The sequence below is a fragment of the Pseudomonas sp. LFS044 genome, assembly GCF_047978245.1.
In the GTDB taxonomy this organism is placed as follows: Bacteria; Pseudomonadota; Gammaproteobacteria; order Pseudomonadales; family Pseudomonadaceae; genus Aquipseudomonas.
In genome coordinates, this window is sequence record NZ_JBFPFX010000034.1 from 18,012 (window position 1) to 44,041 (window position 26,030).

Consider the following 26,030-nt stretch of genomic DNA (forward strand, 5'->3'; position numbering starts at 1 on the left):
GAGCATGGACCTTCCATAATGTATGAAGTGCTAGCGGCAAAAGGCTATCCAGGAATGAGTGATGCTCAGCCTGCTCGCAGGGAGGAGGTTATTGGGGGCGAAGGGGTGTTTGAAATATGTGGCTTATTGTGTGATGGGGTATGTGGAGAGTCCCTCGTTCTGCAGCTTGAAGTTTGAGCTGCCTGACAAAGAGATACTTGTAAATGCGCGGCTTTTGCGAGCGAAATTAAGTGAGAGCAAACGTGTAGTAAGTGGGGGTTGAGGGTTTTAAGGAGTGTGAGGTATGTGCAAATTGAGTAGTTAGGCTCGGCGGCGAGCCTCTTGCAGCTATACGCAAGAAAGCATGGGGGCGATAAATGAACTATAAAAAGGCAGCATCCATTTTGTTACATGGAGTGTGGGGTGCGCTACGCATTGTAAGTGGTGTGGTTGTGGTGGCGCTGGCAAGTTATTTTGTTTTGACGGTCGTGATTTCTAAGCCTTGGGAAACTGTCGAGAGAGTCCCCGTAGATCCTAAGGTGTGCGGGAGGATGTCTGGCGTCGTTTATGAGTTTCTTAGAGGTTATGTGGTGTATTGGCCGGAGTATGAGGGTAAGAGTTCTTGGGAGGTGGGTTTTATTGAAAATAAAAAAGGATGCAATGCAAATTTTGTGTCTCTTTATATGGCTATGAGTTTGCCGGAGCTCAATGCGGTGTCTTTTCATGAGGCTACTTCTCTCGATTTCACGGGTGCAAAGGTAGGGATAGAGCCTTGGAGTCACGGAGAGGTCGGCTTGAGGAGGAAGCTTGACAATTATCTTAAAAATACGCCGGAAAATATAATTGCTCAGAAGGTCTACGACAAAAATATTGGAATGAATTTTGTTGAGGGGGTTGACAGATATTCTAGAGGGGGTAAGCAGGATTTCTTCTGGGTGGAGGAGGATGGGCATATGAGGTACGTCGCTTATTGTGTAAAGGGGTACTGGGGGCAAGATTCTTTCTGTGAATTGAAATATCTGCTTCCCGGAGCGGATATTCTTGTAAGCCTGAAGATTTTGCGAGGCAGGCTTAGCGAGTGGAGGAATATAGTCGCCCTTGTAAATGGTTTTTTGTTAAGTGCCGAGAAAAAGGAAGGAATTAAATGATCAGGTTAGAACTTGCAGATGTGCAAGAGGCTCGGAGAGCCTTGGATGAACATGGGCCGTCCGCAATGTATGACGTGCTAGCGGCAAAAGGCGATCAATACGCAGTTCTCGCTAACGGTGTGGCGCGTGGAGATTCGGTAGCAGGTGTAGCGGCGATAAACTATATGAAGAGTGTCGCTGCATCATCAGGCCGGTCCATGGGGGAAATCGATGTTGATGGCGTCCGGGTGGTAATGGCGGGTGGTTACATTGAGTATCTTGAAGAACAAATTACTGACGGTCCAATTACTCAGCAGCTTCCACAAAAAGCAGTAGTGACGATTCATGAAGTTGGGTTTGCTAAGCTTGACTATCCGGTGAACTCCTGGACCCTGAGAGCCGTTTTCGATGTGATGCAAGAGGCCGATAAGGAGCCTTATTGGAACGCTGTCCTATCATCGGCTGGGAAAATTGTGGATGAGGTTTTCCTTTCTCTTGAAACTCATCGCTTTATGGCAATGACTTCCGTTGTTGCATCTGATGAGAATCGTTCACGAGCGAAGGCGTGGATTTCCGTAGTCGAGTCGCCATCGGGAGTGCCAGACATTTTAAATGCAGCGGCAACCTCGATTTTCAACTCCATCGGCGCTCGTCTGTTCGAGCAAGGCGACGCAGAAATTCCTCGGGATGAATTCTTTAAAATCGAAATCACTCCCATAACCGAATCCCGCCGCGATCTCCAAGGCCAGGACGACATCCGCAACGACGTCTCCAACGGCTACGTCGACCGCCGTCTAACTCACAGCATTGCCTTCACCGACAAAACCCTCGACAACACCAATTTTACCTCCGCACAGCTTGGCAGCCTGGCCACTGGCGGCATCCGCCCTGGCGAGCTTCAGCTGGATCCCAATGTGCGTCCCAACCAGCACTTGGCGCAGTTCTACCGTGAGGGCAGCGAACAGCCTGACTTCAGCCTGCGCAACGCCGTGGTACTGAATGGTCTGGCAGCCATGACCACGGTAAACACGTTTGTCGACCCGTTGCTGCTCGACCTGAGCGGTCAAGGTGTCGGCCTGACCGGCATCGAAGATGGTGTGCTGTTCGACATTGATAACAGCGGAGCTTTGCGCCGTACCGGCTGGGTTGATCGGCAGACCGGCATGTTGGTACATGACGATGGCTCGGGCCAGGTCAGCAGCATCAGCCAGCTGTTCTCCGAATACTACGGCGGCAAAGCCGGCAGCGAAGGTAACTCGGGCGAAACCCCGTTCAAGGATGGCTTCGCCGCGCTGGCCAGCGTGGATGCCAACGCCGATGGCGTCATCAGCGCTGAAGACGCTATCTGGGCGCAACTGAAGGTGTGGGTTGATGGCAACCACGACGGGCGTACCGATGCCGGGGAGCTGCAAGCATTGCAGGAGCACGGCATCACCCAGATCAAGGCCGGTCAGATCGCAACGGTGGGTGAGGCGCGTCAAGGAAACCAGGTGATGTCCCGCAGCACATTCACCGTCAACGGCGAAGATCGGGAAGTACTGGCAGTGAAGTTCCTCGCCGATACGGTCAGCAACCGGGTCGAAGCTCAGGAAGGCGGTACGTTGCTGACTTCATCAAGCGGGCCGACCTCCCGACGTGCCTATGTGAGCCAGGCCCCTCAAGGCGGCGCGCTGGATGCCGCAGCCTTAGGTGTTGAAACGCTGTACGGCGCTGCCGGCGATGACATCCTCACAGCAGGGCCCACCGGCAGCTGGCTGGTCGGCGGCGGTGGCAGCAACACCTACAACGGTGGGGCGGGCGACGATGTGTTCGTGATCAGCGCCAGTGACGACTGGGCGAACATGCACGGCAACGGCGGGCGGGACACGGCACTGATCGTGGGCGAGCAAGGTGTCGGCCTGAACATGGCCAAGGCAGGGTTGACCATCGCGCAGGGAGGGCGGGGTAAGGACATCATCGCCAGCGGCGGTCAGCGCGGGGTTTTCATCAAGGGTGGCTCCGGCGACAGCTTGCTGATCGGGGGTGGCGGCAATGACGTGCTGGTCGGTGGCACTGGCCGCAACGACATCATTGGCGGCTCCGGCAAATCTGTAATCTACGCAGGCCCCAAGGGGGATCGCATTCAGGCATCGGCGGGAGGGAGCATCATTTACGCCGGCGGTGGCGCCGACCAGATCTCCGGAGCGGCTGGCGATGACGTGATCGAAGCCGGGCGTGGTGATGCCACGATCGATGGCGGTGCGGGCACCAACCTGGTCAGCCTGCATGGTGCGCACGACCAATACCTGATCACCCGTACTGACTCGGGGCACCAGATCACGGACACTGTGGCGGGTCGAGACGGGCGCCTGACCCTGAGCAATATTCAGAAATTGAGTTTTGCAGACATCGCCGCCGTCGATCTTCTTGGCGCTGGCGCCATGCCAGTGGGTGACAGGCTCGCACACGAGCAGCTGGCTACGTTCAGCACGACGGAAACCACGGTAGTGGTGCCTGCCGCGACGCTGCTGGCCAACGACCAGCCGCTGAACAGCAGCGGGCCGCTGCGCATCGCGTCGATCAGTGATGCCAAGGGTGCGACCGTGCGTTTGAATGAACAGGGTGATGTGGAAGTCACGCCTTTGCCTGGTCATGACGGTGATGTCAGTTTTCGCTATGACTTGGTCGATGCGGCTGGCAATGCCTCGATGAGTGTGACCGAGGTGGGCAGCGGTGCATCGGCGCCACTGCGTGCGACGGTTGTCTTGCGCAATGCACATTCGCCCAGTGATCCGTTGGTGGGGCGCCAGTGGTATCTGGATGAAATCAACGTAGCGCCAGTGTGGCGAGATTTCACAGGCAAAGGCGTGAGAATCGGCCAGTTCGAGCCGGGGGGTGAGTTTGCCGTTGCACCGGAAATCTTCGACATCGAGCACCCCGACCTCAAGCCGAACATTGATGCTGTCTGGCTGCAAACCCAGCGTACCAATGGCACGCTGCCTACGCTGGCGTCCAACCACGCCACGCAAGTGGCGGGCGTGATCGTCGGCGCGCGAAATGATCAGGGCGGTGTCGGTGTTGCCTACGATGCCAGGATTGGCGGGCATTACCTGGCCAACAAAGGCGATGACCTGACCAACCTGGGGCAAATGGTCAATTACGACATTGCCAATAACAGCTGGGGCTTCACCAAGGACTTTGCGCTCGGCAACGTTCCCGAAGGCAAGATCGATACAGCGCTTGCACTGGCCTTCAGCACCACCCTCGCCGCCACCAATGGCCGCGGGGGGCTTGGCACCATTGTCGTGGCGTCTGGCGGCAACAACCGCGACAAAGGCGGCAGTGCGCAGGGCTCGTTGACCAACAACAACCGCCATGCCATTGAAGTGGCGGCAATCAATGCCAGGGCGGACCTGTCGGTGTTGCAAGCCGCTACCGCCCCCTTCTCCAACCCAGGTTCCAGTTTGCTGGTCGCCGCACCGGGTAGTCATGTGTTGTCCAGTGGCGTAAGCCTGGAAGCCGAGCGCGGGGCGACAGTGGGGAGCGCCTACAGTACGACCCAGGGCACCAGCTTCGCCGCGCCGATCGTTTCAGGCGTGGTGGCGCTGATGCTGCAAGCCAATGCGGGGCTTGGTTACCGGGATGTGCAGCAGATCCTCGCGTTGTCTGCACGCAAGGTGGATGACGCCTCCACGCAATGGGCATACAACGCCGGGTACAACTGGAATGGCGGTGGCATGCACGCCAGCCACGACTACGGCTTCGGCATGGTCGACGCACGTGCGGCAGTGCGCCTCGCCGAATCGTGGGGCAGCCAGGCAACCAAGGCCAATGAACACCTATTGACTGCCAGCAGTGAACCGCTGGCCCAACAGGTTGCAGCTGGGCAGGTGGTTACGGTGTCCCTGACCATGGCCGCTGATGTGCTGGTGGAGCATGTGGAGGTCGACATCCACTCGACGGTGGGCCGCCTTGGCGACATGACGCTTACACTCGTGTCACCTGGGGGTACGCGCAGTGTGCTGCTTGATCGTGCGGGCAAGGCGCCGGGGTCGGGTGATGACGATCTGGGTGATTCGCGTTCGGGCATGTTCACGTACGGGTTCATGTCGACCCATCATCGCGCAGAGCGCTCGGCGGGGGAGTGGACGCTTGAGGTGCGCAATGCTGGCACTGACCTGCCGTTGACGCTCGAGCGCTGGGCGCTGCGCCTCGCGGGTAGCCCCACAACCCTCGATGACGTTTATTACTTTACAGACGACTACGCGAACCTGGCGGCCGAGAGCCCTGGGCGGTCCCAGCTTGATGATGCCAGCAGCGGCAAGGCGGGAGGGCGCAACACGTTGAATGCTGCTGCCGTCAGTCGCAGCATTGCGGTGGATTTGATCAGCGGCAGTGCCAGCATTGGCGGGGCAGCGTTGACTATCGCCCCTGGCTCCGTACAGAACCTCATCAGTGGGGATGGCGACGATACCTTGATAGCGGGGCCTGTCGGGGCATTGCTCGATGGCGGTCGTGGAAACAACCTGCTCAGGGGCGGGGAGGGTACTGACCGCTACGTTATCCATAAACGTGCAGATGGAAACGACGCGATCGAGCTTTTCGAGAGCGCTCGTGAGGTGATCGATCTGATTGGCTTCAGCGACCGCAGTTTTGCTGACCTGACGATGCAGCAGGAAGCTGATGCAGCAGTGATCGACCTTGGCAATGGGCAGACACTGCGGCTTCAGGGTAAAACCGTCGCCGAACTGCAGCCGGCCAACTTCCGCTTCCTCGAGGCGTTCACCGCTTCGCCAGGGTATTTCGAGGGCAATCCCGAAGGGCAGGTCCAACAACCGGTCAACGCAAATATACTGCTGAGTGGTGGCGCGGGTGGCGTGTCGCTGACAAGCGACGACTCAGGGCAACTGGTAGCTTCTCTCACAGGAAAAATCTACATGCCCGCCGCGGTTTCGCCCAGCGTGTTCGTGGTGGCGAAGCAGGAGGGTGTGAGTGATTACAAAAACACGCTGCGCGGGTTCAGGCATGGTATCGACAAGATAGACCTGAGCCAGGTAGGCATCAGTCGATTCGAAGAGTTGCAAATCAGCAAATATGAACGCTTCCACCTCAATGGCTTCGCCCAGATACATGGCGTGGCAGTCGATACTCCATCATCTGCAGGGCAGGAAAGTGTGGTGAAGTTGCTTTACCTGGATGCGCTCGAAACCGCTCAAGTGACAGCAGAGGACTTCATCTTCGCGCAGCCGGCTGTGGTTACAGCCGAGATGACTGCCGTGCCTGAAGCTCTGGTGATTTCAGCGCAGGCATCCTTGTTTGCCGCGGAGCAATCGTTGCCGAGCGTGGCAAACCTTGTCGATGCAATGGCTGCATTCGCACCCAAACCCGCTGCTTCTGCAATATCCGGGGATGTATCGGCTCTGCGCATCGACGCGACGATTGCCGTAGCGGCTTAGCCACGGCGCAAGCAAGGCTGTGTTGATACCCGTTGGCCCCTTCGCGGCAGACCGCCGCGAAGGGGCCAACGCTTTGTTAGACTTGGCCTCTTTTGCCAAGCCAACGGAGCTTCCCGATGATCATCTCCACCACCAGCCAGCTCGAAGGCCGCCCGATTGCGGAATACCTTGGTGTAGTCAGCTCCGAATCGGTGCAGGGCATCAACTTCGTGCGCGATTTCTTCGCGCGCTTTCGCGACTTCTTCGGCGGGCGCTCACAGACGCTGGAAAGCGCACTGCGCGAGGCCCGTGAGCAGGCAACCGTAGAACTCATGGCGCGGGCACGGCAGTTGCAGGCCGATGCGGTAGTGGGGGTCGATTTTGAAATCAGCATGCCCTCGGTACAAGGCGGCATGGTCGTGGTGTTCGCCACGGGCACGGCTGTGCGGTTGAAATAAGGCGAAATGCCACTGGTCGGCTATGGCGCTTTTGGCCGGGCAGTCCGCATGTGACCGGCTAGTCTCTTTTTCACAGGTCGCGTTTTTCCAGGCAACGCTCAACGTGCCGGCGCGGTCGCCACTGAAGGGAGAACAGGGCATGAGTGAGTCCTTTTTCGAAGACATGAATGATGCGTTCCCGATCAACAGCCAGGTGCGTTGCGGTCAGGCGGCCTTCCGCCTGGGCTTCGCCCACATGACCCTGGACGATTCGGAGCAGCTGCAGCCGGCACATCTGCAGCGCAGCAAAAAGGGCCGCTTCACGCCGCGGGTTCCGACCAGAAAGTGAACCCGTTCACACAACCCCGCCCGCTGGCGGGGTTTTTGTTGGCCTTGATTGACCCTGCTCATGGTATTGGTGGGTAGCGCTCGTCGAATCGAAATTGCTGTGCTTTTCTTGCGTGAAATTTCAGGAAAGGAGGATTGTGATCCATGCGAGTCAGGGAAGAGACCTATTGGCAGTGGGCCGATACGCAATTGCACAGCCGCTGCCATGATGAAGCGCTCAGTGACGGCACTACCCTGGATGTTCAGGTGCGCCTGTCACGGCTTGGCGCCACGCAGCTGTTTCTTGGGCTGTATGGCCAGGATGGCAGGGCGTTGCTGGAAGAGTACTACCCAGCACGGCCAGGCGAGACCATGACCCGGGCCCTGGTGTGGGGTGTCGACCGGGCCAGGGCGTTGGCGACCGGTGCGCTGGCGTTGCCACCTCGGCAACGCCAGCGTCGGCAGGCATGAAAAAGCCCGGCCTATGCGGGCCGGGCTCTGGAAGTGGTGAGGCTGCTTACTGACCAATCAGTTGAGCGGCTCGATCACCTTGACTGCCTGCCGCTCACGGGCGGCGGGCCATTCTTGTTGCAGGGTCTGCAGCACGCGGCCGACGAATTCGGTGTCGGCGGCGGCCTTCTTGCCGACGTAGCCCTGGCCACGGCGGTAGACCTTGAAGCGGGCGCGCATGCTGGGCAGGTGCGCTTCGAATTCATCTTCGACCGTGTTCGGCGGCAGGCGGTCGAGGCGTACCTCGCCGGTCTGGTTGACCCACAGCAGGTGGTCGTCGAGGCTGTCCTTGCGTGCGGCGAACAGCTTAGCCAGTTGGTCGATGGTCGGATTGTTGTTCAAGTTCATCATAAAGCCCCCATTACCCGTTTTTGTTGGTGTTTTCACAGTTGGCGCTACAGATGTAGCGCGCTACCAAGGCTGCTACCGCAGCATCGCAACAGGGGCTTTCTCACGCTGCCTTTTGGACAGTTCCCTCTCCACGGACGGCTGCGTTACCGCGCAAGCCGTCTGGAATACCCTTGCCACCGCTCCCGATCAGGGAGACGGCTTCATCATGCCCAAGGCCGATCGGCGGCGTCAATCGTTTTGTAGTGAATATTTTTGTTCACTACATCTTGTCGGACAATCCACCCTGAACGGCCTGTCAGCCCCCAATGTGGGTGAGGATTCGGTAGGCGGCGCGCACCCGTTCTTCATTGGGATAATTGCGGTTGGCGAGCATGACGATGGCCTTGCCTTCGGCTGGAATGAACACCGCGTAGGCACCAAAGCCGTTGGTCGAGCCGGTTTTGTTGTACCAGGCGGCGGCTAGCACCGGCAGCGCTGGGGCGAGGCGGCGAGCAGCTTGGGGTTCACGGATGAGCCGGGGGCCGTTGCCATCGATCAGCGTCTCGAGCGTGGTGGGATAGGGGTAGCGTTCCCAGCCCAGGCCTTGGGTCATCGCACCCACCTGGAAGTGGCCTGACTGGGTGATGGCAGTCGCTTTTTGCAACGCCGGTGACAGCTCGCCCGGCTGCATGTGCAGGCGCACGAAGCGCAGCAGGTCGCTGGCGCTGGTCTTGATGCCATAGGCTTCATCGGCATAGGGCCCCGGGCCGACGTGCACCGGGCGGTTCTGCGCGTCGTAGCCTTGCGCATAGAGGCCCTGGGCGGATGCCGGAACGTGCAGGTAGGTGTGTTTCAGGCCCATCTGCGGCAGCAGGCTTTGGCTCATCAGCTCGGCAAAGGGCCGTTGCTGAGCACGCGCGGCCAGGTCGCCGAACAACCCAATGCTTGGGTTCGAATAGCAGCGCTGGGTGCCGTGCCTGGAGCGGGGCTGCCAGTTGCGGTAGAAGTCCAGGACTTGTTCGGGCGTCTGCACGGCGTCGGGAAACTGCAAGGGCAGGCAGTCGGCGCTGTACGCGCCGAGTTCGAGCACGCTTGCCTCGCCCAGCGGTGTGCCGGCAAGGGCGGGTTGGTAGAGCCTGGCGGGGGCGTCAAGGTCCAGCTTGCCTTCGGCACTGGCCAGGGCACCGAGGGTAGCGGTGTAGGTTTTGCTGAGTGACCCGATCTCGAACACGGTATCGGCGGTAACCGGCTTTTTGTCGGCCTTGCTGGCCACGCCATAGCTGAAGTAATGCGCCTGACCGTTGACGTACAGCGCCACGGCCATGCCGGCGATATCCTGCTTCTGCATCAGCGGGCGGATGACTTGGTCGACCTGCACCTGCAACGGGTCAGCGGCGTGCGCCGTCATATTGCTCAAGGCCAGAGCCGTGGCGAGCGTGAGCGACGCGAGGCGAAGTGGGGGCATGCAGCGTTCCTTTTCTGGTATGTGTCCGTTGAGCGACACCGGTGGGGGTTCCGGCGTTAGCAGGAAAAAGCGCCACACCTTATTGTCTGCCCCTGCACAACGACAAGATGGAAGTAGTCATGAAGTATTTGCGCATGTTGCTCGACAACTTCACCCTGGCCTTGCTCGGGGTGGTGTTCATCGCCACCGTGCTGCCCTGCTCGGGCGACGGCGCCGTCTATTTCGGCTGGTTGACCAACCTGGCCATTGGCCTGCTGTTCTTCCTGCACGGTGCCAAACTGTCGCGCGAGGCAATAATCGCCGGTGCCGGGCACTGGCGCCTGCATGCGCTGGTGTTCTCCTGCACCTTCGTGATGTTCCCGTTGCTGGGGCTGGCCTTCAAGCCGTTGTTCGTACCGCTGGTGGGTAACGAGCTGTACCTGGGCGTGTTGTACCTGTGCGCATTGCCGGCCACCGTGCAGTCAGCCATTGCCTTCACGTCGCTGGCACGGGGCAACGTGCCAGCGGCCATCTGCAGCGCTGCGGCCTCCAGCCTGATCGGTATCTTCCTGACCCCGCTGCTGGTGGTGATGTTGCTCGGTGCCAGTGGTGATACCGGCTCGGGGCTGGATGCGGTGCTGAAGATTACCCTGCAGTTGCTGGTGCCCTTCGTCGCCGGGCAGATTGCGCGGCGCTGGATCGGTGCCTGGGTCAAGCGCAATGCGCGCTGGCTCAAGGTGGTGGATCAGGGCTCGATCCTGCTGGTGGTCTACACCGCGTTCAGCGAGGCCGTGGTTACCGGGTTGTGGCACACGGTATCGCCGCAGCACCTGGCGGGGCTGTTCGCCGTGTGCGGCATACTGCTGGCAGTGGTGCTGTTAGGGACGCGCCTGCTGGGCAAGGTGCTGGGCTTCAACCTGGAAGACCGCATCACCATTCTGTTTGCAGGGTCCAAGAAGAGCCTGGCGACCGGGGTGCCGATGGCGCAGGTGCTGTTCGTGGGCAGTGGCATCGGGGCGATGATCTTGCCGCTGATGCTGTTCCATCAGATCCAGTTGATGGTGTGTGCGGTGCTGGCCCAGCGCTATGCCAGCCGGGTAGAGGAGGGCGAGGCCTCCACGGCTTCATCCTGACGAATACAGGGTGTCGTACCGGCCTGCAAGGCCGGTACACGCTAACGCGCCTGCCCCGAACTGCGCTGGCGCAGCGCCTTCGCCACTTCGGCCTCGATCTTGTAAGCCGGTCCCTCCAGCGCTTCGTAGTTGCGCGTATAGCCTGTGGCAAACGCCTCCACCCCCAGTTCCTGGTACTGCTGCACATGCTTGAGCTCGTGCGCCCACAGCGCCACGTTATCCTCGGCATCGCTGGCATGGCGGAAGATGATGGTGTCGATCAGCGTCACCGCATTCACATCCGGGTTCTGCAACAAGGCGTTGGCGGCGCTGATCTGCTGCTCGTCGCCAACCCGGTACCGCGCCGCATCGAGCACGGCAAAGTCATACCAGGGTTCGAGCTGGGCACGAATATGCAACGGGATCGGCTCGCTGCCGCTGGCCGTTGCTTCGTCGCGGGCTTGGCGCAACGCGAAGGCCAGGCTGCTGGAGGCCATCACCTCGACGTCCTTGAGCACCTGGCCCGCCTGGCCGGGGTCGATCGGCGCGCAGAAGCAGCCCATCAGGCAGACCTGATATTGCCCAGGTGGGCAAGCCTGCTCGGCCCATGCCGGTGCACTCAGCAACAACGCAGACAGCAGGCTAGCGGCTCTCATTCAGGGCCCTGTCGACGAAGCGGCGGCTGGCGTCCAGCACTTGGGTTTGAACGGCTTCGCTGGCCAGCATGCGCCCGACCACCAACGCCCCGACGCATTGGCTGATCAGCGCCCAGGCCAGTGCCTCATCCTCCAGTGTCTGGCTCCAGGCGGCATGCAGGCCCACCAGCCAATGTTCGGCTTGTTCACGCACCGGCCGCTCGGCCCGGGCGATCTCGACGCCAAGGGGGGGTAGCGGGCAGCCGCCTTCAGCGTTGTGCAGGTGCGCGAGGCTCAAATACTGCTGCAGGCAGCGCGCCAGGCGCTCGCGGCCGGCACCCTGGGTGGCCAGGCGCGCCAGCGGGCTGTTGCAAAGCTCTTGGCGGACCACTTCGGTAAACAGGTCGTCCTTGGACGGGAAGTGGTTATAGAAGGCGCCGCCGGTCAGGCCGATGGCCTTCATCAGCCCGGCGACACCGGTGCTGGCAAAGCCGCCGCGCTTGGCCAGCGCGCCGCTGCTGGCCAGCAACCTGTCACGGGTCTGTTGCTTGTGGTCAGTGGAATAGCGCACGGGAAACCTCTACGCGCGGGCTTGACGATGGCGCGGATCATAACATAGCGTTCGTTTACTAAACGATCATTCACCAATAGGGGCGCGCATGACAAAACAACAAAGAGTGGTGCTGGTGATCGGGGCGGGGGATGCCACTGGTGGCGAAATCGCCAAGCGCTTTGCCCGCGAGGGGTATACCGCCTGCGTGACGCGCCGGCAGGCCGAAAAGCTGCAGCCCTTGCTGGATGAAATCCGTGCGGCGGGTGGGCAGGCCCACGGCTTTGGCTCGGATGCGCGCAAGGAAGAGGAGGTTGCCGAGCTGGTCGAGACCATCGAGCGCGATATCGGTCCGATTGATGCTTTTGTCTTCAACATTGGCGCCAATGTGCCGTGCAGCATTCTTGAGGAAACACCGCGCAAGTACTTCAGGATCTGGGAGATGGCCTGCTTTGCCGGCTTCCTTACCGCCCAGGCCGTGGCGCGGCGCATGGTTGCCCGCGAACGCGGCACCATTCTGTTCACCGGCGCTACCGCTGGCACGCGCGGTGCGGCCGGGTTTGCCGCTTTTGCGGGGGCCAAGCACGGCCTGCGCGCCCTGGCCCAGAGCATGGCGCGTGAACTGGGGCCACGCAATGTTCATGTTGCCCATGTGGTGGTGGACGGCGCCATCGACACCGCGTTTATCCGTGACAGCTTCCCCGAGCGTTACGCCCTCAAGGACCAGGACGGCATCCTCGACCCCGCTCACATCGCCGACAGCTACTGGTTCCTGCACGCGCAGCCACGCGATGCCTGGACTTTCGAACTCGACCTGCGCCCGTGGATGGAGCGCTGGTAAGCCCCCGACTCGTCAAAGGAGTGTGCTATGAGCAAAACCGTCGAATTCTTCTTCGATCTGGGCAGCCCGGCCAGTTACCTGGCCTGGACCCAGCTACCCGCGCTGTGCGACCGCCATGGCGCTACCCTGCGTTATCGGCCGATGCTGCTCGGCGGGGTGTTTCAGGCAACCGGCAATGCATCGCCTGCGATGATCCCCGCCAAGGGCCGCTACATGTTCACCGACCTGGGGCGCTATGCGGTGCGCTATGGCGTGCCGTTCGGGCTGCCGCCCGGGTTCCCGCTCAATACGCTGGCCTTGATGCGTGGCGTGATCGGCCTGCAGCTGCGCTCGCCGGAACGCTTCGAGGCCTTGCTGGCGGCGCTGTTCAACGGGCTGTGGGCGCAGCGGCGCAACCTTGCAGATAACGCCGTGCTGGCTCAGGTGCTTGGAGAGGCCGGGTTCGACCCGGCCGAACTGCAGGCTCTGGCCACTGACAGTGAGGTGAAGGCGGCACTGAAGCAGGCCACGGAGGAGGCGGTGGAGCGCGGTGTGTTTGGCGCACCGACCTGTTTTGTCGAAGGGCAGATGTACTTTGGCCAGGATCGCCTGGATTTCGTCGAGGATGCGCTGAGGCAGCAAGCCGGTGCATGACAGTGCCGGCCCCTTCGCGGGCGTGCTCGCGAAGGGGCCGGACGGCTCACAGCCAGATCAGAAGTTGGCCGGGGTATTGGCGCTGATGATCTCCGCCTCGTCCTGGCCGATGTTCTTGAAGCTGTGCGGCAAGGTTGTGGGGATGTAGTAGCCATCGCCCGAGTTGAGGATGCTGACCTGGCCATCGACCCACAGCTCCACGGTGCCGCGTGTGACCAGCCCGCATTCCTCGCCTTCGGCATGCACGATCGGCTCGCCAGAGTCGGCGCCCGGTGCATACAGTTCGCGCAGCATGCGCATCTGCCGGGCCTCGACACTGGCCCCGACCAGCAGCATGCGCAGGCCGTTGCGGCCCAGGTCAGGCTGCTCGCTGGCGCGGAACACGAAGCGCTCTTCCCGTACCGGCTCGTCGAAGCTGAAGAACTCCGCCAGGGTCATCGGGATCCCTTCAAGCAGCTTTTTCAGTGAGCTGACCGAGGGGCTGACGCGGTTCTGTTCGATCTGCGAGATGGTCGAATTGGTCAGCCCGCTACGGCGGGCCAGTTCCCGTTGGGAAAGGCTGTTGCGTTCACGCACCAGTTTGAGTCGTGTCCCCGTGTCCATAGCCGCCTTGTAATCAGAGGTGTTAAAAATAATGAGCGACGCATTAAAACACACTCTGCACGCTTGCGCGCTGTGCTTGTCAGGCGCGTCGTTCGCGCGGCATTGGCCATAGCCCGACCAGCAGTAAAAGCAGGGCCACCGCCAGGAACGGCAGGCGTGGATCAAGCGCGTAGACCAGCGTTCCGGCCAACGGGCCGATCACCGCGCCCATACCTTGTGCAGCGCCGATGGAGCCGGCAGTGGCGCCCTGTTCGGACGCCTGCATGGCATTGGCCGCCAGCGCCGAGAACGACGGGAATACAAAGCCCATACCGGCAGCGGCGACGAAGTAGCAACCCCACAGCCAAGGCGCGCTGGTGGCCAGTGCGCCAGCGGCGAAGCCCAGCGCAGACACCGTGGCGCCGACGCGGATCATTTTCAGCGGCGGCCACTGCAGTTGGCGCAGGAGTACCTGCGAGAGGATAAGCGCCACCCCCACCGTGGTGAGGGCAATACCGGCCGCCTGGGCGGCCTCGGCCGGCCCCAGCTGCAGGCGGTCGAGGGCGTAGAAACCGACGATGATCTGCGACACCGTCACGCTCAGCATGGCGCTGAACGCCACCAGCAGCGGCCGGCGCAAACGTGGGTCACTCAGCCGCACCGGGCTGGGCGCATGGCTGACTGCCAGCGGTTGCGGCTTGAGCTTGAACAGCAGCACCAGAAATGCGCTGGCGGGCAGCAGCGACATCACATGGAACGGCAGGCTCAGGCTATGCCGTGCGAGCAGCGCCGCCAGTGCCGGGCCCAGCACCAGGCCAACGGCGTTGGCCGCGCCCAGCGACGCCATGGCCCGGGCCCGCTGTTGCGGCCCGACATGGTCGGCGATCAGCGCATTGCAACCCACCGGTATGGCCGCATAGAAGGCGCCGATGCAGCCGCGGGCGATCATCAGCCCGACAAACGCCAACGTCGCCCCAGGCAGCCAGCGCAGAGCGCCTTCGACGAACAGGCACAACAGCCAGTAGGCCACGGTGAACCCGGCACTGCCCAGCAGCAGGATGCGCCGACGGCCCAGGCGGTCGGCCGCGCGGCCCCAGGGGCGGGCCAGCAGCACCCAGACCACGCCGGCCACGGTCACCGCCGCACCGGCTTGCCAGGTGGCCATGCCGAGCAGGCGGGCGATGGGCCCGATCAGGGCGACGAAGGCCATCATCGACATGGTGCAGGCCATGGTGGCCAGCAGCAGGGGGCGTAAGTCCAGCGTGGCGGCTGGGGTAAGGGTGGCAGGGTCCTTTGCGGCATTCATGTTGGCAGTCCAGGGCAGTTGAGCAGAAACCACTCAGCTTAATGAGAGCATTTATCGTTTGTCGAGCCTGCCCTGTGGCGCATGCCATCATTCGCTGCGCCGCAGGGGGCCTGGCCACATGCTACGCAACACCCCGTCCCGGCGCACCAGGGCATGCATCAAAGCCGCACCCAGGTGCACCAGCACCGTGGCGAACAGCAGATAGCCGGCCCAGCCGTGTGCCTGGCGAAGTATTGCGTACAGCTGCAGGTCGTGCGGGGCGATGGCGGGCAGTTGCAAAGGGCGTGGGTAGCCGCCGGCCGACAGCATCGCCCAACCCAGCAGCGGCATGGCCAGCATCAGGCCATACAGCAGCAGGTGTGATGCGCCAGCGGCGATGCGCTGCACGGCGGGCAGGTCGCGTGGCAGCGGTGGGTGTGGCAGCGCCAGGCGCAGGCCGATGCGCACGATTACCAGCACCAGCAGTGCAAGCCCAGTTGCCTTGTGCAATTCGACGAGTGTGGGGTGGCGCAGCGACAGGTCGCCCACCATGCTCACGCCGATGAACAGCATGGCCAGAATCAATATCGCCATCAGCCAGTGCAGCAGGCGGGCCAGCGGGTGGAAAGCTTCGGGTTTCATGGGTGGGCTCCTGCGCCGAGCGATTCGCGGCTGCGGCGGTTGAAGGATTCCGAATAGGCAGCCGAGCGGGCGGCGAGGATCGGGTCATCGGACGGCTGAATGCCGCTGGGCAGGATCAACGGGTCGAAGTTCAAGTCACGGCAGGCGCCCTGCTCCTGGGCATCCACCTGTTCGATGACCAGGGTGCCGGCATCGACAGTTTTACGCTCGGCGGGCCAGGGGCGAGCGGGGTCGTCCTGCGCATCGCCCGGGTCGGCCAGCACCAGGCGCAGGGTCCAGCGCAGTGGGCCCTGGGCCAGGCGCTGCTGCAGGTCGTGTTGCAGGAACCGCTTGTCATCGACCTGGCCGGGCAGCGCCGCGAATGGGGTTTGTGGCTCCAGTTGCCAGCGCACCGGGTGGGCAGTGCCGTGTGCATCGATCAGGCGGAACGCATTGATGCTGTGGTACTGGGTGCTGGCGAAGCTGTCGCTGGCTTTGTAGCCCGCAGCCCATTGGCGAAACGCTGCGCTTTCCGGGTGAGCGGCAAAGAACGCCTGCAGCTTTGCAGGGTCCGGTTTGCCGGTGGCAGGGTCCGGTGCACTGGCCAGCACCTGGTCATAGAACCCTTGGGGCGTGCTCACGGCCAGCACAGGCGGGTTGTTCATCCCCGTGCGCCACACCTGGCCGTCGTCAGTGCTCAGCTGGATGGCCAGGCTGCGTACCGGCACGGCGGTATCCGGGGCGAACGGGTTGGCGCCGCCGATTGCAAAACGGCCGATCACCGGCACGTATTGCTGGCTGAACGCACGCGCCGTCGACAGTGCCGCGGCCTGGCCGCTGGGCTGGAAGTAGCCACTGACGCACAGGCCCTTGGCGTGGTTTTTACGGTAGCCCGCATAGTGGCCGGCCTGGGCCTCGAAGGTGTCGATGATGCGTTGCGGGGTGAGCTGCGGCCCGCCGATCCAGCCTGCGGCATAAGCAAAGCCGGCGCCCAGGGCCAGCATCACAGCGCCGATACCCGCCAGGCGCAAAGCCTTCTTCGGGCCATGCAAGGGTGAGTTCATGGTGTTTGTCCGGTTCAGTGAAGATGCCGGTACGACGCGGCAGCAGAAAAGTTATTCCACCGGTGGGAATAGATTTTGTTGCCAGGCGTCTGCCCCATACACTGAATAACCCCAAAGGCCGGTAACTAGCCATGCACGACCTGGACGAACAGCAGTGGCGCGAATTACTGCAGCGCCTGCGCCGCTTTGCCCTGTGGCTGACCCGTGAGCCGGGCAGTGCCGATGACCTGGTGCAGGGCACCGTCGAGCGTGCCTTGGCCCGCAGCAGCCAGCAACGCGACGCCGATGCGTTGCGCGCCTGGTTGTTCACCATCCTTTATCGGCTGTTTCTCGACGGTAAACGCCGCGAACGCCTGCATGCGCGTTGGCTGTCGTGGTTCGGTCATGCCGAACGCGAAGAGGAAGCCCTCGGCGGGAACATCGAGAACATTGTGCTGGCCCAGGCCGACCTGCAAGCCTTCGCGCGCTTGTCGGCCGAGCAGCGCGCCTTGCTGTTGCTCGTCAGTATCGAGGGGCTGAGCTACAAGGAGGCGGCCGTCGCGCTGCAGATCCCCATCGGCACCGTGATGTCGCGGCTGTCCCGCGCCCGTGCCGCCTTGCGTGAACTGACCGAGGGCAACCCCCAGCCCCCGGCCTTGCGGAGACTCAAATGACACGCCTGATTCCCAGCGAAGACGAACTGCACGCCTATGTCGACGACCGGCTCACGCCGCCGCGCCGTGCCGAGGTGCAGGCGTGGCTGGCGGCCAACCCCCAGGAAGCCGCACGCATCGACGCCTGGCGCAACGATGCCCGGCGCCTGCGGGCGGCGTTGGCTGGCTTTGGCGAGCAGCCGGGGGCGGCGCAGCTCGACCTGGGCCAGGTGCAGCGGCGCTTGCGCCAACGTCGGCAGCGGCGTTTGGCTTCGGCGGCGGTGCTGCTGCTGGCTTTGGGGGTGGGCGGGCTGGGTGGCTGGCAAGCGCGCCAGGTGACGCTGGCAGGCAACGAATTGCCGATGGCCGATGCGGTGCAGGCGCATCGGTTGTTTGCTGGCAGCGAGGCGCTGGATATCCAGGCCAGTGACCCGTCGCAGTTGCGCGATTGGCTTGGCCGGCATTTCAACCGGGTAGGGCAATTGCCCGACCTGACCGGCTACGGCTTCCAGCCGGTGGGCGCGCGGTTGCTGAGCAACGAGCAGGGGCCGGCGGCGTTGCTGGTGTTTCAGGACCGCGCGGGCCAGCGCATCAGCCTGTTCCTGCGCTCACCAGGCCAGCGTTACGAGCGCATGCCGCAGGGGCAGCGGGTCGATGGGCAGTTGGAGGCGCGCTACTGGTCGCATGGGGCATACAACTTTGCCCTGGTCAGTGCGGCGGATGATGTGCGGGGGGGGGGGGGGGGGGAGGGGGGGGGGGGCCGCCCCGGGCTGGGCCCGGGGGGGCCGGCGGGCGCCCCGGGGCCCGCGCGGGCCCGCCCCCGGCCAACGGCCGCACTCGATCAGCTCAATTCCAGCCAGATCGGCGCATGGTCCGAAGGTTTCTCCATCCCGCGCAGGTCATAGTCCACACCCGCTGCCTTGATGCGCGGCACCAAGTGCTGCGAAGCCATGATCAGGTCGATGCGCAGGCCACGCTTGGGCTCGTCTTCAAAGCCACGGCTGCGGTAATCGAACCAGCTGAAGCGGTCGGCGACCTCTGGGTGCAGGTGGCGGAAACTGTCCACCAGGCCCCAGCCCTTCAGGCGCTCCATCCACTCGCGCTCCTCAGGCAGGAAGCTGCATTTGCCGGTCTTCAGCCAGCGCTTGGCGTTGTCCGGGCCGATACCGATGTCGCAGTCCTGGGGCGAGATGTTCATGTCGCCCATCACCAGCAGCGGCTGGTCATTCTTGAACTGCCCCTCCAGCAGCGCCTGCAGGTCGCTGTAAAACCGCTGCTTGGCCGGGAACTTGGTGGGGTGGTCACGGCTCTCGCCCTGCGGGAAGTAGCCATTCATGACCGTGATCGGTGTGCCGTTCGCATCCGCGAACGTGCCCCAGATAAAGCGGCGCTGGGCGTCTTCTTCATCGGTGGCAAAGCCTTTGTGCAGGCTCAACGGTGCCTGGCGCGAAAGCAGCGCGACACCGTAATGGCCCTTCTGGCCGTGGTAGTGCACGTGATAGCCCAGGGCTTGCACGTCGGCCAAAGGGAACTGATCGTCGCTGACCTTGGTTTCCTGCAGGCCGATCACGTCGGGCTGGTGCTTTTCGATCAGCGCCGCCAGCTGATGCGGGCGGGCACGCAGGCCGTTGATGTTGAAACAGACGATCTTCATCGAAAGACAATCCTGGTAAAAGGCCGGATGCTAGCCGACATCGGCCTTGATCACCAGCGTGGCGGCCTGGCAAAGGCACTGCTAACGTGCAGTCAGGGGTGAACGAAGCGCCGCGGTGCACCTCCAAGGCACTGTATGCCCATTCCAGGAGGACTGCCCGCAATGCCCGAAGCCACTGCCGCCCAGGCTCGCGTCTGCACGCTCGATGACGGCTACAGCCGTGAGGCACGCTCACTGCTGTACAACGCCTACCGCCACGAGCCCACCTTTGCCTACATCTTCGAGGGCCAGCGCCCAGGTTACGAACGACGCTTGCGGGTCATGGTGCGTGAATGGGTGCGTCAGCACTTCTACCTGCAATTGCCCGCCATCGGCCTGCTGCTGGACGACCGCCTGATCGCGCTGGCGCTGATTGTGCCGCCGCAGCGCAGGCTGGGGGTGGCCGACAGTTGGGCATGGCGCCTGCGCATGCTGCTTGGCACTGGCCAGCGCTGTACCCGGCGCTACATGGAGTACCAGGCGGCGCTGATGAGCTGCCTGCCGACCGATCAGGTGCACGTGCTGCCGCTGCTGGGCGTGCACCCGCAGTTCCGCGGCCAGCACTACGGCGAACAATTGTTACAGGCTGTGCACGACTGGTGCGCGGAAGACCCCAACACCCAAGGTGTGGTGCTGGACTCGGGTAACGAGCATTACCTCGCGTTTTACCAGCGCCAGGGCTATGAAGAGATAGGCGAGGTGGCTGTAGGGCCAATCCGGGAGCGGGTGTTCTTTCATCCCAACCCGGTGTCATCCATGCCCTCAATTGCCTGAAAGGGCGCCAGGCGGCTCCCTTGAGCGCCTGGCTCTGGTAGCATGCGCCGCATGACGTATTCAGGAAGACTAACCTGGGGCCTGGTTTTCTGGGCCGCCAGTTTCGCAGCATGGGGCCAGAGCGAATTGCTGGTGCAGGTAAAGCCAGCCAACAAGGCGCTCAAAGCCAATGTCGAAGGCTATATAGGTACCCTTGGTGACCGCGATGAAGAGGCGCTGCTGCGCTTCAGTCGCGGGGCCCAGGAGCAGGCGCGCAAGGCCGCGCAGGCACTTGGCTACTATCAGGCGCAGATCGACACCGAGGTCCAGCCGCCCGCCAAAGCCGACCAACCGGCAAAGCTGATCATCCACATCGACCCCGGTGAGCCTGTGCGCCTGCGCAACGTGACCGTGCGCATAGAAGGGCCGGCCAGCGAGATGAAGGCATTTCGCGTACCCGACAGCAAAGCTTTGCGCGCCGGCGAGCCACTCAATCATGGCGCGTACGAAGACGCCAAGCGGCTGATCCAGAACCAGGCTTCGCGCTATGGGTTCTTCAGCGGCCGCTTCAGCCGTCAGCGCCTGGCGGTCGACCCGCAGGCCGGGGTGGCCGACATCGAGCTGGTGTACCAAAGTGGCCCACGCTATCGCCTGGGGGCGGTCAGGTTCAGCGGTGACACGCCGCTGGACGAAGACCTGCTGCAACGCATGGTGTCGTTCAAACCGGGCACCCCCTACGATTCCGAACTGATCGCCGAACTGAACAACGACCTGCAATCCAGCGGCTATTTCGAGGGCGTGCGGGTGGATGCCGCGCCTACCGCTGCGGTGGCGGAACAAATCCCCGTCGACGTTCGCCTCGATATCCGCAAGCCGCGCACCATGGGCCTGGGCCTTGGCTTCTCGACCGACGTCGGCCCGCGCGGCAAGGCCAACTGGACGCGCCATTGGGTCAACCCCCAAGGCCATAGCTATGGCTGGGAGACGGAACTCTCGGCACCCCGGCAGAACGTTGGCCTATGGTACGACGTGCCGCTGGACCCGCCGCTAACCGACAAGCTGCGCTTCGCGGGCGGTTACCAGAACGAAGAAATCGCCGGCACCGATACGCTCAGTAAATTGCTGACAGTGGGCCCCGAGTGGCACAGCAAGTTGCCCAGCGGCTGGCAGCGGGTGATCTCGCTCAAGTACCAGCGCGAAGAGTATCGGCTGGGTGACGATTCGGGCTTGAGCAACCTGCTGATGCCGGGTGTGAGCTTCTCTTATCTGCGCAGCGACAACCGCATAGACCCGCACAACGGCTACCGCCTGCAGTTCGATACCCAGGTGGCCAAGGAGGGGCTGGTTTCCGACACCAACCTGTTGCACGGCAATGTCCTGCTCAAGGGCCTGACCACCCTGGGCCACAACCACCGCTTCCTTGGCCGGGTGCAGTTCGGCGGCAGCGCCACCAACGGTTACAAGAACAACATCCCGCCGTCACTGCGCTTCTTCGCCGGTGGCGACCAGAGCGTGCGCGGCTATGACTACCAAACCCTGTCGCCGAAAAACAGCGACGGCGACCGCATCGGTGGCCGCTACCTGGTGGCGGGCAGTGTCGAATACCAGTACTCGCTGACCGAAAAGTGGCGCGTGGCGACCTTCGTCGACCAAGGTAATTCGTTCAATACGCTGGAACTGCCTAGCCTCAAGACAGGTGTCGGCTTTGGTGTGCGCTGGGTCTCCCCGGTCGGGCCGTTGCGCCTGGACCTGGCCAAGGCCCTCGATGACGACGGTGGAATTCGCCTGCACTTCTCCATGGGGCCTGAGCTGTGATGCGTGTGTTGAAATTCATTCTGCTGGGCATGCTCGGCAGTGTGCTGCTCGTTGTTCTGGCAGCCGGCATGTTGCTGGGTACCGAGGGCGGTAGCCGTTGGCTGCTCGCGCGCGTACCGGGCCTTGAGGTCAACGATTTTCAGGGGCGCCTTGGCGGAACCTGGCAGGCCAGTCGCTTGAGTTGGAGCGACGCTGGCAGCCGGGTCGAGGTGCAGGCACCGCTGTTGAACTGGTCGCCAGCCTGTTTGTTGCGCGCCAAGCTGTGCATCGATCAGTTGCACGCCCAGCGCATCGACATGGCCTTTGCGCCGAGCGAACAACCTGCAGACACTGGCCCGCTGCAGCTGCCGGCGTTGCGCCTGCCGCTGGCCATCGAGCTGGGCGAGGTCAAGGTTGGCCAGCTGCGCCTGGATGGCAGCGACCTGCTGGGCGACCTGCACCTGGCGGCGCACTGGACAGCCACGGGGCTGCGGGTCGACAGCCTGCAGTTGCAACGCGATGATCTGCACGTGGATGTGCAGGGCGACGTGCAGCCCGAGGGCGACTGGCCCGTGCAGCTACAAGGGCAGGTGCAATTGCCTGCCGTGCAAGGGCAGGCGTGGCAACTGGCAGTGACCGCCAAGGGTGAGCTGCAGAAAACCCTCGAGCTCGACGGCACCAGCAGCGGCTACCTGAACGCGCGGCTGACCGGCGAGCTGCAAGCCCTGGCCGAACACCTCCCGGCGGCCTTGCACATCAGCTCCGACGCCTTCAAACCTTCCGCATCGCTGCCAGACACCCTGCAACTGAACCAGCTCACGCTTGATGCCAAGGGCGACTTGCTCAAGGGTTATCAGCTGTCCGGTAACGCCAGCCTGCCCGCCGAACAGGCGCCGATCGCCTTGCAGCTTGCGGGCAAGGTCGATGCCAAAGGGGCGAAACTGGAGGCCCTTGACCTTATGGCCAGCGATGCCCAACGGGTCAAGCTGCAGGCCAGCGTCGACTGGCAAAAGGGCTTGCTGGCTGATGCCCAACTCGACTGGCAGGACTTCCCCTGGCTACGCCTTTACCCGCTGGAAACGCCACCTGAAGTGACCCTCAAGCGCTTCAATGCCCAGGTGCAATACCGTGACGGCAATTACCAAGGCACCTTCAATGGTGACCTCGACGGCCCTGCCGGGGCATTCACACTGGCCAGCCCGTTCGAGGGCGACCTGAGCCAGGTACGTTTGCCACAGCTTGCGCTCACGGCGGGGCAGGGCAAGGCTGCCGGCAGCGTCGCTGTGCGCTTTGCCGATACCCTGGCGTGGGACGTCGACCTGCAATTGTCGGCCCTCGACCCGGCCTACTGGCTCGCCGAGCTGCCGGGTACCCTGGCCGGCCCGTTGCGCAGCAAAGGCGAGATGAAGGGTGAGCAGCTTACCCTCGATGCGCAGCTTGACTTGAAGGGCCGCCTGCGAGGCCAGCCGGCCATACTCAAGGTCGAGGCCAAAGGCGCCGGGCAAAACTGGACGCTCGGCGCCCTTGCGGTGCAATTGGGCGACAACCGCATAAATGGCAGTGGCAGCCTGCAACAACGCCTGGCCGGGCGTGTCGACCTCGACCTGCCGCGGCTGGGGCAGCTGTGGCCCGGGCTTCAGGGCCAGGCCAAGGGCCGGCTGGACGTCAGCGGTACATTGGCTGCACCGCAGGGCACCTTGACCTTGCTGGGGCAGCAACTGGCCCAGGAACAGAACCGTATTCAGCGCCTTGACCTGGACGCGCGCCTGGACAATGCCCAGCGCGGCGTGATCGACCTCAAGGCCAACGGCATTCGCCTGGGCGATACGGTCCTGGGTACCTTGCAAGCCAACGGCAAGGGCGATATCCGCCAGCAGGCGCTGACGCTTGGGCTTGACGGCCCGCAGTTGAAGCTCGCCCTGGGGCTGGACGGCCAGTTGAGCAAGGGTGACTGGCGTGGCCGCTTGGCCAGCGGCAGGATCCAGGCCGGCGGACAGGACTGGCAGCTGCAGGCGCCGGCTCGCCTGCAGCGCCTGGCCAGCGGCCAGCTGGACTTCGGTGCCCACTGCTGGCGCTCCGGCCAGGCCAGCTTGTGTGGCGAGGATCAACGCCTCGCACCGGAGCCGCGCCTGCGTTACCACCTCAAGCAGTTCCCACTGGACAGCCTGGCCCAATGGCTGCCGAAAGATTTTGCCTGGCAGGGGCTGCTCAATGCTGATGTGAACCTGGACATTCCCGCCAGCGACCCGAAGGGGACCTTCAGCATCGATGCCAGTGGCGGCACACTGAAGGTGCGCGACAAGGCGCGCTGGGTCGACTTCCCCTACCAGGCCTTGCGCCTGGACAGCACCCTGGCGCCGCGCCGTATCGATACACGCCTGAATTTCCGGGGCGAGCGCCTCGGCGAGCTGACCCTGAATGCGCGCATCGACCCATTGGGCAAGGACAAGCCGCTGTCCGGCGACTTCCGCCTTGCCGGCCTGGACCTGTCGATTGCCCGGCCGTTCGTGCCCATGGTCGAGCGCCTGGCCGGGCAACTGAATGGTAGTGGCCGGTTGTCCGGCACCTTGCTGGCCCCGCAGGTCAACGGCAACTTGCTGCTCAGTGGCGGCGAGGTCAGTGGCGCCGAGCTGCCGGTGAGTGTGCAGGACCTGTCGCTGCAAGCCCTGATCGCTGGCGAGCAGGTGCAGCTCAGTGGTGGCTGGCGCAGTGGCGAGGCGGGCAGGGCGCGGCTGACCGGCCAGCTGACCTGGGGCCAGGTGCTGGGCATGGATGTACGTTTGCAAGGCCAGCAGTTGCCGGTCACGGTCGAACCCTACGCAACGCTCGAGGTATCGCCAGACCTCAACCTGCGCCTGATCGACGACAAGCTGGCAGTCGCCGGCAAGGTCCTGGTGCCCAAGGGCAACATCACCGTGCGTGAGCTGCCGCCGTCAACCGTCAAGGTGTCGGATGACACCGTCATCGTCGGCCACCAGACCGAGGAGGGCAAGCCGCCCATGGCGATGGCCATGGATATCGATGTGGAGGTGGGGCAGGACAAGCTGTCGTTCAAAGGCTTTGGTCTGACCGCCAACCTGCTCGGCCACGTGCACATCGGCGACAACATGGACACCCGCGGCGAACTGAGCCTGGCCGATGGGCGCTACCGCGCCTATGGCCAGCGCTTGACCATTCGCCGGGCACGCCTGCTGTTTGCCGGGCCTATCGATCAGCCTTACCTGGATATCGAAGCCATCCGGCAAGTGGATGATGTGATCGCCGGGATTCGCCTGAGTGGTAGCGCCGAGCAACCCACCACCAAGGTGTTCTCCGAACCGGCCATGAGCCAGGAACAAGCGCTGTCCTACCTGGTGCTGGGTCGCCCCCTTGGCACCTCGGGTGAAGACAACAACATGCTTGCTGAAGCTGCGCTGGGCCTGGGGCTGGCTGGCAGCGCCGGGATTACCGGTAGCCTGGCGTCGGGCCTGGGTATTGAAGATTTCCAGCTGGACACCGAAGGCTCCGGCAACACAACCAGTGTGGTGGCCAGCGGTAACCTGACCGAGAAGCTCAGCCTGCGGTACGGGGTAGGGGTATTCGAGCCGGCCAACACCATCGCGCTGCGCTACAAGCTCAGCAAAAAGGTTTACCTGGAAGCGGCCAGCGGGCTGGCAAGCTCGCTGGACATCTTCTACAAACGCGACTTCTGAGGGCTGCCGTCAGCGTACGGTTGCAGCCTCGACGAACTCGTTGGTGTCGGTGGCAGGCGGGGTGAGGGGCTTGCGGGCGGGGGTGATCAGCTTGGTGTATTCCTCGATCAGGCGATTGAGGGCTTCGGGCGGTTCGCTGGCTTGAAACTGCATGCGGATCTGCACTTCATCGGGGTCGCGGGCATCACCCTGGCGGCCCTGCGCGCCGATCGTCACCTTGAAGGCTGCGGTGCTGTCGCGCTCGCTTTCCGCCTGCAGGGCGCGAAGGGCCTCCGTGCTATTCACCCGCACCGATAGGTCAACCTGCATGCGCTCCAAGGCCAGCCCCTTGGGCGAAACCAGGGCGAACAATGGCACGCGAATAATATGGTTTTCGTCCATGGCGACTTCCACCATCTTGGCCTTCATTGGCGCGCCGAGGGCCTGGGGGTCGATATCGAAGAACTGGTCGAACAGGTTGATGTATTGCTGGGCAATAAGGCTGTTGGTGGCCGCTGCGGCTTCTTGAAGGCCCCGGGTGATATCCCGAAGGTCAATGGCTGTCATGGGGGCTGGTGGCTTTTCCAATCAATCGC

Annotated in this window: 22 protein-coding genes and 1 pseudogene; 13 read left to right on the plus strand and 10 right to left on the minus strand. The window is 62.9% G+C overall.

Going from position 1 to position 26,030, the window contains the following annotated elements; translation table 11 throughout:
* Positions 1-356: 356 nt before the first annotated feature.
* The 5 genes from ACNQPL_RS23250 (at position 357) to ACNQPL_RS23270 (ending at position 7,755) form a co-directional block, all read left to right on the plus strand.
* On the plus strand, positions 357-1,127 hold the full coding sequence (locus tag ACNQPL_RS23250; RefSeq protein ID WP_416468019.1) for a hypothetical protein: 771 nt from the start codon (positions 357-359) through the stop codon (positions 1,125-1,127).
* A gap of 197 nt (positions 1,128-1,324) precedes the next feature.
* Positions 1,325-6,541, plus strand: coding sequence for a S8 family serine peptidase (locus ACNQPL_RS23255; protein WP_416468020.1), 5,217 nt, complete (start codon positions 1,325-1,327; stop codon positions 6,539-6,541).
* Positions 6,542-6,657: 116 nt separating this feature from the next.
* Positions 6,658-6,978: a YbjQ family protein gene (locus ACNQPL_RS23260; RefSeq protein WP_387529494.1), complete on the plus strand. Its 321-nt coding sequence runs from the start codon at positions 6,658-6,660 to the stop codon at positions 6,976-6,978.
* A 139-nt stretch (positions 6,979-7,117) separates the two neighbouring features.
* Complete coding sequence (locus ACNQPL_RS23265) at positions 7,118-7,306, plus strand: hypothetical protein (RefSeq protein ID WP_346613126.1); 189 nt, start codon at positions 7,118-7,120, stop codon at positions 7,304-7,306.
* Between the two features lie 143 nt (positions 7,307-7,449).
* On the plus strand, positions 7,450-7,755 hold the full coding sequence (locus ACNQPL_RS23270) for a hypothetical protein (RefSeq protein WP_346613127.1): 306 nt from the start codon (positions 7,450-7,452) through the stop codon (positions 7,753-7,755).
* Between the two features lie 57 nt (positions 7,756-7,812).
* Here the strand turns inward: ACNQPL_RS23270 and ACNQPL_RS23275 are convergent, their stop codons facing one another.
* Positions 7,813-8,145, minus strand: coding sequence for a hypothetical protein (locus ACNQPL_RS23275; protein ID WP_416468021.1), 333 nt, complete (start codon positions 8,143-8,145; stop codon positions 7,813-7,815).
* 295 nt (positions 8,146-8,440) lie between these two features.
* Positions 8,441-9,589: a class C beta-lactamase gene (gene ampC, locus ACNQPL_RS23280; RefSeq protein WP_416468022.1), complete on the minus strand. Its 1,149-nt coding sequence runs from the start codon at positions 9,587-9,589 to the stop codon at positions 8,441-8,443.
* Positions 9,590-9,708: 119 nt separating this feature from the next.
* Here ampC and ACNQPL_RS23285 point away from each other — a divergent pair, with 119 nt between their 5' ends.
* The gene (locus tag ACNQPL_RS23285) at positions 9,709-10,701 is read left to right on the plus strand and encodes a bile acid:sodium symporter family protein (RefSeq protein ID WP_387529484.1); all 993 of its coding nucleotides are present in this window, start codon (positions 9,709-9,711) and stop codon (positions 10,699-10,701) included.
* Between the two features lie 41 nt (positions 10,702-10,742).
* Here ACNQPL_RS23285 and ACNQPL_RS23290 read toward each other — a convergent pair whose 3' ends face one another.
* Both ACNQPL_RS23290 and ACNQPL_RS23295 read right to left on the minus strand, forming a co-directional pair.
* Positions 10,743-11,336, minus strand: a complete 594-nt coding sequence (locus tag ACNQPL_RS23290; protein WP_416468023.1) for a DUF4157 domain-containing protein — start codon at positions 11,334-11,336, stop codon at positions 10,743-10,745.
* Positions 11,323-11,886 carry a TetR/AcrR family transcriptional regulator gene (locus ACNQPL_RS23295; protein ID WP_416468024.1) on the minus strand — a complete coding sequence of 188 codons (564 nt, stop codon included), beginning with the start codon at positions 11,884-11,886 and terminating at the stop codon, positions 11,323-11,325. The genes ACNQPL_RS23290 and ACNQPL_RS23295 overlap by 14 nt, the downstream gene beginning before the upstream one ends.
* Before the next feature lie 88 nt (positions 11,887-11,974).
* On the opposite strand from ACNQPL_RS23295, the gene ACNQPL_RS23300 reads away from it, so the two are divergent.
* Together ACNQPL_RS23300 and ACNQPL_RS23305 are read left to right on the plus strand one after the other, a co-directional pair.
* Positions 11,975-12,706 carry an SDR family oxidoreductase gene (locus ACNQPL_RS23300; RefSeq protein ID WP_416468025.1) on the plus strand — a complete coding sequence of 244 codons (732 nt, stop codon included), beginning with the start codon at positions 11,975-11,977 and terminating at the stop codon, positions 12,704-12,706.
* A gap of 27 nt (positions 12,707-12,733) precedes the next feature.
* The gene (locus ACNQPL_RS23305) at positions 12,734-13,339 is read left to right on the plus strand and encodes a 2-hydroxychromene-2-carboxylate isomerase (RefSeq protein ID WP_416468026.1); all 606 of its coding nucleotides are present in this window, start codon (positions 12,734-12,736) and stop codon (positions 13,337-13,339) included.
* Between the two features lie 57 nt (positions 13,340-13,396).
* Here ACNQPL_RS23305 and ACNQPL_RS23310 read toward each other — a convergent pair whose 3' ends face one another.
* The 4 genes from ACNQPL_RS23310 to ACNQPL_RS23325 all read right to left on the minus strand — a co-directional run bounded on the left by ACNQPL_RS23310 (position 13,397) and on the right by ACNQPL_RS23325 (position 16,891).
* Positions 13,397-13,942, minus strand: a complete 546-nt coding sequence (locus tag ACNQPL_RS23310; protein ID WP_346613135.1) for a cupin domain-containing protein — start codon at positions 13,940-13,942, stop codon at positions 13,397-13,399.
* 79 nt (positions 13,943-14,021) lie between these two features.
* Complete coding sequence (locus ACNQPL_RS23315; RefSeq protein ID WP_416468027.1) at positions 14,022-15,227, minus strand: MFS transporter; 1,206 nt, start codon at positions 15,225-15,227, stop codon at positions 14,022-14,024.
* A gap of 87 nt (positions 15,228-15,314) precedes the next feature.
* The gene (locus tag ACNQPL_RS23320; protein ID WP_346613137.1) at positions 15,315-15,848 is read right to left on the minus strand and encodes a cytochrome b; all 534 of its coding nucleotides are present in this window, start codon (positions 15,846-15,848) and stop codon (positions 15,315-15,317) included.
* Positions 15,845-16,891: a catalase family peroxidase gene (locus ACNQPL_RS23325; RefSeq protein WP_416468028.1), complete on the minus strand. Its 1,047-nt coding sequence runs from the start codon at positions 16,889-16,891 to the stop codon at positions 15,845-15,847. The genes ACNQPL_RS23320 and ACNQPL_RS23325 overlap by 4 nt, the downstream gene beginning before the upstream one ends.
* A 131-nt stretch (positions 16,892-17,022) precedes the next feature.
* On the opposite strand from ACNQPL_RS23325, the gene ACNQPL_RS23330 reads away from it, so the two are divergent.
* Positions 17,023-17,544, plus strand: a complete 522-nt coding sequence (locus ACNQPL_RS23330; RefSeq protein WP_346613139.1) for a sigma-70 family RNA polymerase sigma factor — start codon at positions 17,023-17,025, stop codon at positions 17,542-17,544.
* Positions 17,541-18,272, plus strand: a pseudogene (locus ACNQPL_RS23335) (anti-sigma factor family protein); the annotation flags it as partial. The gene ACNQPL_RS23330 and the pseudogene ACNQPL_RS23335, both read left to right, overlap by 4 nt.
* Before the next feature lie 92 nt (positions 18,273-18,364).
* Here ACNQPL_RS23335 and xthA read toward each other — a convergent pair.
* Positions 18,365-19,177, minus strand: coding sequence for an exodeoxyribonuclease III (gene xthA / locus ACNQPL_RS23340; RefSeq protein WP_346613141.1), 813 nt, complete (start codon positions 19,175-19,177; stop codon positions 18,365-18,367).
* A 162-nt stretch (positions 19,178-19,339) separates the two neighbouring features.
* On the opposite strand from xthA, the gene ACNQPL_RS23345 reads away from it, so the two are divergent.
* From ACNQPL_RS23345 to ACNQPL_RS23355, 3 genes are read left to right on the plus strand one after another with little or no spacing between them, the layout of a single operon-like run.
* Positions 19,340-19,990, plus strand: coding sequence for a GNAT family N-acetyltransferase (locus ACNQPL_RS23345; RefSeq protein ID WP_346613142.1), 651 nt, complete (start codon positions 19,340-19,342; stop codon positions 19,988-19,990).
* A gap of 51 nt (positions 19,991-20,041) precedes the next feature.
* Complete coding sequence (locus ACNQPL_RS23350) at positions 20,042-21,784, plus strand: autotransporter assembly complex protein TamA (RefSeq protein WP_416468029.1); 1,743 nt, start codon at positions 20,042-20,044, stop codon at positions 21,782-21,784.
* Positions 21,781-25,455: a translocation/assembly module TamB domain-containing protein gene (locus tag ACNQPL_RS23355; RefSeq protein WP_416468030.1), complete on the plus strand. Its 3,675-nt coding sequence runs from the start codon at positions 21,781-21,783 to the stop codon at positions 25,453-25,455. The genes ACNQPL_RS23350 and ACNQPL_RS23355 overlap by 4 nt, the downstream gene beginning before the upstream one ends.
* Positions 25,456-25,464: 9 nt before the next feature.
* Here the strand turns inward: ACNQPL_RS23355 and ACNQPL_RS23360 are convergent, their stop codons facing one another.
* Positions 25,465-26,022, minus strand: a complete 558-nt coding sequence (locus ACNQPL_RS23360) for a DUF2589 domain-containing protein (RefSeq protein WP_416468031.1) — start codon at positions 26,020-26,022, stop codon at positions 25,465-25,467.
* Positions 26,023-26,030 lie beyond the last annotated feature (8 nt).